General features: G+C 66.7%; 11 protein-coding genes. 5 read left to right on the top strand and 6 right to left on the bottom strand.

Annotation, left to right across the window (positions count from 1 at the left end):
- Nucleotide 1: 1 nt before the first annotated feature.
- Together VV867_RS16870 and VV867_RS16865 are read right to left on the bottom strand one after the other, a co-directional pair.
- Entirely contained in the window at nucleotides 2-742 is a 741-nt protein-coding gene (locus VV867_RS16870; protein WP_275628044.1) for a response regulator, read from the bottom strand.
- A 110-nt stretch (nucleotides 743-852) separates the two neighbouring features.
- Nucleotides 853-1,500: a TetR family transcriptional regulator C-terminal domain-containing protein gene (locus tag VV867_RS16865; RefSeq protein ID WP_089393906.1), complete on the bottom strand. Its 648-nt coding sequence runs from the start codon at nucleotides 1,498-1,500 to the stop codon at nucleotides 853-855.
- A 157-nt stretch (nucleotides 1,501-1,657) separates the two neighbouring features.
- Here VV867_RS16865 and VV867_RS16860 point away from each other — a divergent pair, with 157 nt between their 5' ends.
- The 4 genes from VV867_RS16860 (at nucleotide 1,658) to VV867_RS16845 (ending at nucleotide 6,596) form a co-directional block, all read left to right on the top strand.
- Nucleotides 1,658-2,761, top strand: coding sequence for a polyamine ABC transporter substrate-binding protein (locus VV867_RS16860; RefSeq protein WP_328567040.1), 1,104 nt, complete (start codon nucleotides 1,658-1,660; stop codon nucleotides 2,759-2,761).
- A gap of 109 nt (nucleotides 2,762-2,870) precedes the next feature.
- Entirely contained in the window at nucleotides 2,871-4,289 is a 1,419-nt protein-coding gene (locus VV867_RS16855) for an aminotransferase (RefSeq protein WP_328567039.1), read from the top strand.
- A gap of 53 nt (nucleotides 4,290-4,342) precedes the next feature.
- Complete coding sequence (locus VV867_RS16850; RefSeq protein WP_275630547.1) at nucleotides 4,343-5,203, top strand: helix-turn-helix transcriptional regulator; 861 nt, start codon at nucleotides 4,343-4,345, stop codon at nucleotides 5,201-5,203.
- A gap of 364 nt (nucleotides 5,204-5,567) precedes the next feature.
- The gene (locus tag VV867_RS16845) at nucleotides 5,568-6,596 is read left to right on the top strand and encodes an alpha/beta fold hydrolase (RefSeq protein ID WP_328567038.1); all 1,029 of its coding nucleotides are present in this window, start codon (nucleotides 5,568-5,570) and stop codon (nucleotides 6,594-6,596) included.
- 256 nt (nucleotides 6,597-6,852) lie between these two features.
- On the opposite strand, the gene choV is transcribed toward VV867_RS16845, so the two are convergent.
- From choV to VV867_RS16825, 4 genes are all read right to left on the bottom strand, one after another.
- Nucleotides 6,853-8,031, bottom strand: coding sequence for a choline ABC transporter ATP-binding protein (gene choV, locus VV867_RS16840; RefSeq protein ID WP_109933581.1), 1,179 nt, complete (start codon nucleotides 8,029-8,031; stop codon nucleotides 6,853-6,855).
- A 5-nt stretch (nucleotides 8,032-8,036) separates the two neighbouring features.
- The gene (gene choW / locus VV867_RS16835; protein ID WP_009614795.1) at nucleotides 8,037-8,876 is read right to left on the bottom strand and encodes a choline ABC transporter permease subunit; all 840 of its coding nucleotides are present in this window, start codon (nucleotides 8,874-8,876) and stop codon (nucleotides 8,037-8,039) included.
- A 41-nt stretch (nucleotides 8,877-8,917) separates the two neighbouring features.
- Nucleotides 8,918-9,856, bottom strand: coding sequence for a choline ABC transporter substrate-binding protein (locus tag VV867_RS16830; protein ID WP_109933582.1), 939 nt, complete (start codon nucleotides 9,854-9,856; stop codon nucleotides 8,918-8,920).
- 220 nt (nucleotides 9,857-10,076) lie between these two features.
- Nucleotides 10,077-10,952, bottom strand: coding sequence for a choline ABC transporter substrate-binding protein (locus VV867_RS16825; protein ID WP_425343481.1), 876 nt, complete (start codon nucleotides 10,950-10,952; stop codon nucleotides 10,077-10,079).
- A 381-nt stretch (nucleotides 10,953-11,333) separates the two neighbouring features.
- Between VV867_RS16825 and VV867_RS16820 the strand changes: the two genes are divergently transcribed.
- Nucleotides 11,334-11,416, top strand: an 83-nt coding sequence (locus tag VV867_RS16820; RefSeq protein ID WP_328567088.1) for a serine dehydratase beta chain, incomplete at its 3' end; no start/stop codon positions are given.

Below are 11,416 nucleotides of genomic sequence, written 5' to 3'. Positions count from 1 at the left end.
CTCAGGCGTCGCTGGGGGCGGCGGTGAACAGGTAGCCGGCGCCGTGGATGGTGATGATCAGCTCCGGCTCGGCCGGGTCGTCGCGCAGCTTGCGGCGCAGGCGGCCAACCAGCACGTCGATGGAGCGGTCGTTGGGCAGCCATTCGCGGTTGCGGATCTGGTCCATCAGCTGGTCGCGGCTCAAGGTGTGGCCGCTGTTGCGCAGGAACACGCTGAGCAGCTGGAACTCGCCGTGGGTCAGCGGGGTTTCGCTGCCGTCGCGGTCGACCAGGCGCCGGCGGTCGGCGTCCAGGCGCCAGTGGGCGAAGCGCTTGAGCGGCTGGCGCGCCGGCGTCGCCGCGGCCGGGGCGCGGGCGTGGCGCACGCGGCGGATCAGGTTCTTCGCCCGCGACACCAGCTCGCGCGGGTTCGGCGGCTTGATCACGTAGTCGTCGGCGCCGCATTCCAGGCCGACGATGCGGTCGATGTCGTCGTTGCGCCCGGTGATGAGGATGATGCCCACCTCCGAGCGCACCCGCAGTTCGCGGGTCAGGGTCAGGCCGTCCTTGCCGGGCAGGCGGATGTCCAGCAGCACCAGGTCGAATGGCGGGCCGCCCTGCTCGGCGTCGGCCAGGCTGGCCTCGGCCTGTTCGGCGGTGCTGGCGCAGGCCACCTCGTAGCCCTCGCCGACGAGGTAGGACTGGAGGAGTTCGCGGATCAGCGGATCGTCGTCGACGATCAGTACACGGGGAGCCATCGCCAATACCCTGCTGCGGCCGCCGGCGAGGTCGCGGCGGATTTCTTATTAGAGGATGGACGCCTGCGGGAAATTTCCCAGGGGCCGGCGCAGAGTAGCGATTGCTGAACGGCCGATCAACAGTCCGCCGGCCGACGGCTGAAGCGCTGCCGCCCGCCGGCCTGCAGGCCGTCGACCCAGGCCTCGCAGACCTGGACGCCCTGCTCGGGGGTGAAGGTGTTGGGGTTCAGCCCGGATTCCAGCCACAGCCCGTCGAGCATGGCCGACAGGGCGATGGCGGCGAGGTCGGCGTCGAAGTCGGCCCAGCCCTCCTCCTCGGCCAGCTGGTCCAGCGCCTGGGCCAGCAGGGCCCGGTACTCGCCGTAGGAATGGTCGTGGGCGCGGTTGATCGCCTCGGCGGTCTTCACCGCGCCCCAGAACGCCAGCCAGGCGTCGAGCAGCTGGGGGTCGAGCAGTTCGGCGCTGAACGAGGCGCGGAAGAACGCCGAGAGGCGCGCGCGGGCATCCGGCGCAGCCTGGTCGATGGCCTCGCGCAGCAGCTGCATGACGCGCCCGGTGACCGTCAGGTAGGCCTCGGCGACCAGTTCGTCCTTGCCCGCGTAGTGGTGGTTGATCAGCCCCACCGAAACCCCGGCCTCGGCGCAGATCTTGCGGATGGACGCGCCCTGGAAGCCGTGCTGCTTCAGGCACGCCAGGGTGGCCTCGATCAGCAGCGCCTTGCGCTGCTCGGGTTCCAGCCGGGAAAAGCGCACTGCCTGGTTCATCGCCTGCCGCTCCTGTGTCCGAGGCCGCCAATCTGAACGAATGTGCAACAGCATACCAGCCCCACCCACCCATTCGGGGAATGGCCCGGCGAAGGCCGGCGGCGGACAGTGGCCACAGCCGACACGACCCTCGAAAACAACCACAGGTGGGAGTGACATGTACAAACCCTTCGCAGCGATCCTGGGCACGGCCCTGGCGCTGAGCCCCTTGCTCGGCCAGGCCGCGGACGCCAACGGCGCCAACACGCTGAGGCTGTACAACTGGTCCGACTACATCGGCGAGCACACCATCGCCGACTTCGAGAAGGCCACCGGGATCAAGGTGGTCTACGACACCTACGACTCCTACGAGACGGTGCAGGGCAAGCTGTTGCCCGGCCGCTCCGGCTACGACCTGGTGGTGCTCAACGCCGCGCTGGTGCCGCCGCTGCTCAAGGCCGGGGTGTTCCAGCCGCTGGACAAGAGCCGGCTGCCCAGCTGGAACAATCTCGACCCCGAGGTGCTCAAGCACCTGGACCACTATGACCCGGGCGTGCAGTACTCGGCGCCCTATACCTGGGGCAGCAACGGCATCACCTACAACATCGACAAGATCAAGCAGCGCATGCCCGACGCGCCCATCGGCTCGCTGGCGATGCTGTTCGATCCCAAGGTGGTGTCGAAATTCGCCGACTGCGGGGTGACCATCATCGACTCGCCCACCGACGTCATCCCCCTGGCCCTGGCCTACCTCAAGCGCGACCCGAACAGCGCCAACCCCGAGGACCTCAAGGCCGCCCAGGCGCTGCTGCAGTCGATCCGACCCTACATCCGCAAGTTCGACTCCACCAGCTACCTCAACGGCCTGGCCAACGGCGACCAGTGCATGGCCATGACCTGGTCCGGCGACTACGCCACCGCCCAGGCCCGCGCCGACGAGGCCGGGGCCAAGGTCAAGCTGGGCTACTTCGTGCCCAAGGAAGGCTCGCTGATCTGGTTCGACGACTTCTACATCCCGGCCGACGCGCCCCACGTGGCCAACGCCCACAAGTTCATCGAATACATGCTGCAGCCGAAGGTGGCCGCCGACGTCAGCGACTACATCCGCTACGCCAGCAGCAACATCGCGGCCAAGCCGCTGCTGGCCACCGAGGTGCGCGACGACCCGGCGATCTACCCGGACGCCGAGACGCGCTCGCGGCTGTTCACCCAGAAGGTCCAGGGGCCCAAGGCCACGCGGCTGATCACCCGGACGTGGAATGCGGTGAAGACCGGGACCTGATGAGCTGACTTTCAAGAGCCCCCTCTCCCCAGCCCTCTCCCTTCGGGGAGAGGGCTGGGGAGAGGGAAACGGAATTAACGAGTTGAAACCGCACTATCGAGGTACTGCCATGACCACCCCATCCGCCGCCTTCTTCGCCCAGTTCGACGACGAAAAGCTGGTCGCCGCCGACAAGGCCCACTACGTCCACGGCTACCACGTGTTCGACGACCACCGCGAGAACGGCGCGCTGAACATAGCCGCGGGCGAAGGCGCCTACATCTACGACACCAAGGGCAACCGCTACCTGGACGCCGTGGGCGGCATGTGGTGCACCAACATCGGCCTGGGCCGCGAGGAGATGGCCGAGGCCATCGCCGGGCAGGTGCGCCAGCTGGCCTACTCCAACCCCTTCTGCGACATGGCCAACGTCACCGCCATCCAGCTCTGCGAGAAGCTCGCCAAACTGGCCCCGGGCGACCTCGACCACGTGTTCCTCACCACCGGCGGCTCCACCGCGGTGGACACCGCCTACCGGCTGATCCAGTACTACCAGAACTGCCGCGGCAAGCACGCCAAGAAGCACATCATCAGCCGCGTCAACGCCTACCACGGCTCCACCTTCCTGACCATGTCCCTGGGCGGCAAGGTCGCCGACCACCCGGCCGAGTTCGACTTCCTCAAGGACCTCATCCACCACATCTCCTGCCCCAACCCCTACCGCGCGCCGGAGGGCATGACCGAGGCGGACTTCCTGGAATTCCTGGTCAAGGAGTTCGAGGACAAGATCCTGGAACTTGGCGCCGACAAGGTCGCGGCCTTCTTCGCCGAGCCGATCATGGGCTCGGGCGGCGTGATCATCCCGCCGAAGGGCTACCACAAGCGCATGTGGGAGGTGTGCCGGAAGTACGACCTGCTCTACGTCGCCGACGAGGTGGTGACCTCCTTCGGCCGCCTGGGCGCCTTCTTCGCCTCCGAGGACGTGTTCGGCATGCAGCCGGACATCATCACCACCGCCAAGGGCCTGACCTCCGGCTACCTGCCGCTGGGCGCGTGCATCTTCTCCGACAGAATCTGGAAGGTCATCGCCGAGCCGAACCAGGGCCGCTGCTTCAGCCACGGCTTCACCTACAGCGGGCACCCGGTGAGCTGCATCTCGGCGCTGAAGAACATCGAGATCATCCAGCGCGAGAACCTGCTGGAGCACGTCAAGGACGTCGGCGCCTACCTGGAGCAGCGCCTGCAGGAACTGGCCGGGCTACCGCTGGTGGGCGACGTGCGCTGCCAGAAGCTGATGGCCTGCGTTGAGTTCGTCGCCGACAAGCGCAGCAAGACGCTATTCCCGGAGGAACTGAACATCGGCGAGAAGATCCACCTGCGGGCCCAGGCCCGGGGGCTGCTGGTGCGCCCGATCGTGCACCTGAACGTGATGTCGCCGCCGCTGACCATCACCCGCGAGCAGGTCGACGAAGTGGTCGACACCCTGCGCGAGGCCATCCTCGAGACCGCCGAGGACCTCAAGCGCAGCGGCGACTACGCGGGGCATTGATGCGCGGACGCGGCGCTTTGCAGCTGGTCGGCGGCGGCCGTATGCTGCCGACCATGAGCACACCGGCCACCCCACTCGATGCCCCACTCAACAGCCCGGCCCTGCATGCCTGGCATGCGGGGCTGGCGCGCGCCATGGCCGCGGTGGCCACGGCGGAATTCCCGGCGCGCCTGGTGGAGGCGCTGAACGCGCTGGTGCCCATCGAGTCCTCGCTGTTCGGCCTGGAGCGCAAGGGCCAGCCGCCGCGCCACCTGTTCCAGCACGGCATCCCCGAGGCCTACCGCGAGCCGCTGACCGAGCGCTACTACGCCCGCGGCTACCTGCTCGACCCCTTCTGCCTGGCCATCGAGGGCGGCCTGGCCGAAGGCTTCTACCCGCTGGCGGAAATCGCCCCGGACGACTTCTTCGCCAGCGAGTACTACAAGACCTACTACCTCAAGTGCGGCTCGGTGGAAGACAGCCACTACATCGTCGACCTCGACGCCCAGCGCAAGCTCTCCCTGTGCGTGTACCAGGGCCGCAGCGGCGCGCGCTTCAGCGAGGCGCAGACCGAGCTGCTGCGCGCCGCCCTGCCGCTGGTGCGCGAGCTGTGCCGGCAGTTCGAGAGCCGCGGCGGCCTCGACCTGCTGCTGGCCGGCGGCGACGCCGGCGCGCAACCGGCGGCGGCGCTGAACCGGCACATCCGCGAAGCCTTCATGAACTTCGGCGGCGACTGCCTGACCGAGCGCGAACGGGAAATCGCCCACCTGCTGCTGCGCGGCCACTCGGTGAAGTCCAGTGCGCGGGTGCTGGACATCTCGCCGGAGACGGTGCGCATGCACCGCAAGCACCTCTACACCAAGCTCGAGATCAACTCCCAGGCGGAGCTGTTCTCGCTGTTCATCGACTGGCTGACCCGCGACGGGCCCGCCTGAAACGCCGATCGCCCGGACACCCATCCATCGCGGACGGAGTCCGCTCCTACGGGGGAGTCCAGCAACTGTCTAACCGGCTACGCCGAGGGGCTCTTCGTAGGAGCGAGCTTGCTCGCGAACAGACTCCGCTGCGGGGCTCATTCGCGAGCAAGCTCGCTCCTACGAGAAGCCGTGCCCACCGGAATGGTAGGAGCGGACCTTGTCCGCGATAGCCGGAACCCCCGGGCGCGATTCGCGGATAAGATCCGCTCCTACGCCGCCCCACCCGCGCCATTCGCCTGGCGCGATGGCACCCACGCCCTTCCCAGCCCTGGCCCTCCCCAGGCATGCTAGGGCATTCCCCACGCCCTCCCGAGGAAACCCCATGTTCCGACGCTGGCTCCCCGCCCTGCTGCTGGCCGCCGCCCTGCCGCTGCAGGCCGCCGATACCCGGCCAACCTACGGTCCCGAACTGGAACGCTTCAACTACGCCTACCCGGTGGGGCACTTCAGCTTCGCCTCCCAGGGCAAGCACGTGCACATGGCCTACATCGACGTGAAGCCGGCCAAGCCCAACGGCCGCGCGGTGGTGCTGCTGCACGGCAAGAACTTCTGCGCCGGCACCTGGGAGGCCAGCATCGCCGCCCTAAGCGCCGCCGGCTACCGGGTGGTGGCGCCGGACCAGATCGGCTTCTGCAAGTCCACCAAGCCGGAGCACTACCAGTACAGCTTCCAGCAGCTGGCCAGCAACACCCACGCCTTGCTGGACAAGCTCAGGCTGCACAAGGTGACGCTGCTCGGCCACTCCACCGGCGGCATGCTGGCCGCGCGCTACGCGCTGATGTACCCGCAGCAGGTCGAGCAGCTGGTGCTGGTCAACCCCATCGGCCTGGAGGACTGGAAGGCCCTGGGCGTGCCCTACCGCACCCCGGACCAGTGGTACGAGCGCGAGCTGAAGACCAGCGCCGAGGGCATCCGCAAGTACGAGCAGGCCACCTACTACGCCGGCCAGTGGAAGCCGGAATACGACAAGTGGGTGAACATGCTCGCCGGCCTCTACAACGGCTCCGGCCACGAGCGCGTGGCGTGGAACTCGGCGCTGCAGTACGACATGATCTTCACCCAGCCGGTGCTCTACGAGTTCGGCCAGATCCAGGCGCCCACCCTGCTGATGATCGGTACCCAAGACAACACCGCGATCGGCAAGGACATCGCCCCCGAGCCGCTGCGCGCCAAGCTGGGCAACTACGCCGAGCTGGGCAAGCGCACCGCCCAGGCCATCCCCCACGCCACCCTGGTGGAGTTCGACAAGCTCGGCCACGCGCCGCAGATCCAGGACCCGCAGGCGTTCCACGCGGCATTGTTGAAAGGCCTGGCCGACCTCAAGGCCGCCCCGGCAGCCGGGCACCCGTAGGAGCGGATTCATCCGCGATCCGTGCCGGTGATTCCGGCCATCGCGGACGAAGTCCGCTCCCACGACCGTGCTTCCTGGAACCGTAGGAGCGGACTCTGTCCGCGATTTGGCGCATAACGCCCCAGGCGTTATCCGCCGTCGACCCCGCGCCAGGGCTATCGGCGGATAACCGCGAACGGTTATTCGCCCTACGGAAGCTCCAACGCAAAACGAAAACGCCGGGCATCTGCCCGGCGTCTTCGCTTCCTCGGCCCCGTCAGCCCAGGTTCTTGCCCAGCAGCGCGTGGTACAGCTCGCTGTCGCCGAGCACCCCGACCACGCGGCTCTGCTCTTGCAGGACCAGCTTGTGGCCGGTCTGGTAGCGGATCTGCAGGGCGTCGCGCATGCGGATGTTGACGTCCACCAGGGTCGGCTCGTGCTTGAGCCTCTCCACCGCGTCGCCCGGGCGCCATTGCTGCAGGTCGATGATGTTGCTGCCCTGGCGCGCGGTCTTGATCTGGTTGGTCTCGGTGAGGCCGATCCAGCAGTCGCGGCCCTGGTCGAAGCACACCTCGCCGTCCTGCCGGCGGCACTGGTCCAGGCCGCGCATCAGGCTGGAGCCGCACAGCACGTTGAGCGGGTTGGTGTGGGCGACGAAGGTGCGCACGTACTCGTCCGCCGGGCTCAGCACGATCTCCTCGGGCTTGCCGTGCTGGATGATGCGGCCGTCCTTCATGATGGCGATGCGGGTGCCGATCTTCAGCGCCTCGTCGAGGTCGTGGCTGACGAAGACGATGGTCTTGTGCAGTTGCCGTTGCAGCACCAGCAGTTCGTCCTGCAGCTGCTGGCGGATCAGCGGGTCGAGGGCCGAGAAGGGTTCGTCCATCAGCAGGATGTCGCCGTCCATGGCCAGCGCGCGGGCCAGGCCGACGCGCTGCTGCATGCCGCCGGAGAGCGAGTCCGGGCGTTTGTCGCGCCACTGCGACAGGCCCACCAGCTCGAGCTTTTCGTCGATCACCTTCTTCCGCTCGTTGGCCGGGCGGCCCTGCATCTCCAGGCCGAAGCCGATGTTCTCGGCCACGGTCAGCCAGGGCATCAGGGCGAACTTCTGGAAGACCATGGCGATGCGCTTGGTACGCATGGTCTTGAGCGTCGCCGGCGAGCAGCTGGCGATGTCCACCTGCTGGCCTTCGTGCTCGATCAGCAGCTTGCCGCGGCTGACCTTGTTGAGGCCGTTGATGCAGCGCAGCAGGCTCGACTTGCCGGAGCCGGACAGGCCCATCATCACGCAGATCTCGCCACGGTTGACGTCCAGGCAGGCGTCCTCCACGCCGAGCACCTGGCCGGTGCGCTTGAGGATTTCCTCGCGGCCCATGCCCTGGTCGAGCAGCTTGATGGCCTCCTTGGTGTGGGTGCCGAAGATCACATCCACGTGTTCGAAGCGAATCGCTGACATAGTGCTTACCTCCCCCGCAGCGAGCGTTGCTTGCACACCCGGTCGAGCAGGATGGCGAGCAGGACGATGGCCAGGCCGGCCTCGAAGCCCAGGGAGATGTCCGCGGTGTTCAGCGCGTTCACCACCGGCTTGCCGAGGCCGTCGGCGCCTACCAGCGCGGAGATCACCACCATCGACAACGACAGCATGATGCACTGGGTGATGCCGGCGCCGATGCTGGGCATGGCGTGCGGCAGTTCGATACGGGTCAGCAGCTGCCAGCGTGAGCAGCCGAAGGCCTTGCCGGCGTCCATCAGCTCCGCCGGCACGTCCTGGATACCCAGGCAGGTCAGGCGGATGGGCGCGGCGATGGCGAAGATCACGGTGGAGATCAGGCCCGGCACCACACCCAGGCCGAACAGCGTCAGGGTGGGGATCAGGTAGACGAAGGTGGGCACCGTCTGCATCAGGTCCAGCAGCGGCCGCAGCGCGGTGTAGAACCAGGGCTTGTGCGCCGCGAGTATGCCCAGGGGCACGCCGATGGCGACGCACACCAGGGTGGCGAAGATGACCTGGGCGAGGGTCTCCATGGTCTCCTGCCAGTAGCCCAGGTTGAGGATCAGCAGCAGCGAGGCCAGAGCGAACAGGGTCAGGCCGATGCTGCGCTGGATGAAGTGCACCAGGCCCACCATGATCGCGGTGAGCAGCAGCGGGTGGAACCACAGCAGGCCGCCGGTGACACCGTGGATGAGGAACTCGAGGACATCCGAGATCTTGTCGAAGACCGCCGAGCCATGGCGGGTGAGCCAGTCGACGAAGGCGGCGATGTGCTCACCGAGGGGGATCTTGTGTTCAGTCAGAAACATAGTGCGGGCCCATCAAGCAAGGTGGAAGCGACCGGCCGAGGTCACTTGGCGAAAGCGACCTTGGCCGCGGCGAGCGCCGGCTTGCCGTCACGCGTGGTGACGCCAGCCAGCCAGGCATCGAGCAGTTCCGGATGATCCTTCAACCAGGCCTTGGCCGCGTCCTCGGGCTTCTTGCCCCCGTTGAGCACGGCGTCCATCAGTTTGTTTTCCATGTCCAGGGTGAAGGTGAGGTTGGTCAGCAGCTTGCCGACGTTCGGGCATTCCTGGACGTAGCCCTTGCGCACGTTGGTGTAGATGGTCGCGCCACCGTAGTTGGGGCCGAACACGTCATCGCCACCCTGCAGGTACTGCATCTTGAAGCGGGTGTTCATCGGGTGCGGTTCCCAGCCCAGGAACACGATCCACTGGTTGCGCCGGTCGGCACGGCCCACCTGCGAGAGCATCCCGGCCTCGCTGGACTCCACCAGCTTGAACTTGCCGAGGTCGAACTGGTTCTTGTCGATCATGCCCTGGACCAGGCGGTTGCCGTCGTTGCCCGGCTCGATGCCGTAGATCTTGCCGCCGAGCTTGTCGGAGAACTTGACGATGTCGGCGAAGTTCTTCAGCCCGCCGTCGTAGGCGGCCTGGGTGACCGCCAGGGTGTACTTGGCGCCCTCCAGGTTGGCCCGCACGGTTTCCACCGAGCCGTTGTCGGCGTAGGGCTTGATGTCGTTGGCCATGCTCGGCATCCAGTTGCCGAGGAAGACGTCGAGGTCCTTGTTCGCCAGCGAGCGGTAGGTCACCGGCACGGAAAGCATGTTCACCTTGGTGGTGTAGCCGAGCGATTCCAGCACCTGGCGAGTGGTCGCGGTGGTGACGGTGATGTCGGTCCAGCCGACGTCGGAGAAGCGAACCGTGCCGCACGACTCAGGTTCAGCGGCCTGAACCACCAGCGGCGCACTCAGGGACACTGCCAGCAGCAAAGACTTGCAACCTTTCATGAGCGTACTCCTCTGCGGGATAGGGCGATCTGCGTGGGTTTCTAGGTGGGCCGCGCCGGGACGCGGGCCCTTTCTTCGTCGATTCGGAAACGATCATGGAACAGGAAAAATCCGCCGCATACCGGGTGCGTCGCAACCAGTGCAGGCGAAGTCGCAATCAGCACCAGGGGTGTCGCATCCAGTTCCACGGCCCTGTTCCGACGGCCCGGGGACGTCGCCTTCACTGCTGGACGACGGCCTTGGACGGGGCCTGGGCGCGCGGCTGCACGCCCTTGAGCCAGGCGTCGCGCACCTGCGGGTTGGCCTGCAACCAGTCCTTGGCGGCCTGGCGCGGATTGCTCCGTTCATTGAGCACCGCGTCCATCAGGCGGTTCTCCATGGCCAGGTCGAATTCCAGGTTGCGCAGCAACTGCGCGACGTTCGGGCATTCATCAAGATAGCCGGCCCTGACGTTGGTGTAGACGGTGGCACCGCCGTAGTTCGGGCCGAAATAGGCATCGCCGCCTTCCAGGTAGCGCATCTGCAGGCGGGTGTTCATCGGGTGCGGTTCCCAGCCGAGGAAGACGATCGGCTGCTTGAGGGCGCCGGCGCGGCGCACCGAGGCGAGCATGTCGGCCTCGCTGGACTCCACCAGCTTGAAGTCGCCCAGGCCGAAGGCCTTGTCGGCGATCATCTTGCGGATCAGCTGGTTGCCGTCGTTGCCCGGTTCGATGCCGTAGATCCGGCCGCCCAGCTGCTCCTTGAACTTCGCGATGTCGGCGAAGCTCTTCAGGCCGGCGTCGTAGGCGTACTGGGGAACGGCGAGGGTGTACTTGGCGCCCTCCAGGTTGGCCCGCACGGTCTGCACCGAGCCATTGTCGGCGTAGGGCTTGATGTCCGCGGCCATGCTCGGCATCCAGTTGCCGAGGAAGACGTCGATGCGCTTCTCGGCCATGGCCTTGTAGGTATCGGGAACGGAGAGACGCTCGACCTTGGTGCGGTAGCCCTGTTCGCTGAGCACCAGGCGGGTGACGGCGGTGGTGACGGTGATGTCGGTCCAGCCGACATCGGCGAAACGGACCAGTGAGCAGGACTGTGGTTCGGCGGCCTGGGCCAGGCCTGAGCAAAGAACGGGTAACGCCAACAGCGACAACAGAAGACACTTCATGAGGTCAGCCTCTAGCAATTACGGGGAGGGGTCAAGCACAGGTCCGAAGGCGAAACCCTAGCCGTTCGTCGACCGTTCATCATGAAACACCCCGAAATATGGGGCTGTCGACTGATTGATGTTGTCTATCGACTGCGTCTCAAATCCGTAATTATTTGTCGCATGAGCGACACCAACTGGCACGATTCTTCCCATGTCGCACGCCGCGGCGCTTTTGGATAAGGCCAAGTCGGTGCCGGACGCCGGCTCCACCGGCCGAGGGCCGATGATGCCCCGCATCAGGGGTGCCCGCGGGCGCTCCGCATCAGCCCAGTTCCTGCGGAGGCCGGCATGGCTATCAGTGTGTTCGACCTGTTCAAGATCGGTATCGGCCCCTCCAGCTCGCATACCGTCGGCCCCATGCGCGCCGCCGC

Source organism: Pseudomonas sp. JH-2, assembly GCF_036231725.1.
Lineage (GTDB): Bacteria > Pseudomonadota > Gammaproteobacteria > Pseudomonadales > Pseudomonadaceae > Pseudomonas > Pseudomonas delhiensis.
Note: the sequence above shows the minus strand (reverse complement) of the source record. Positions and strands in the feature narration are given on the sequence as shown.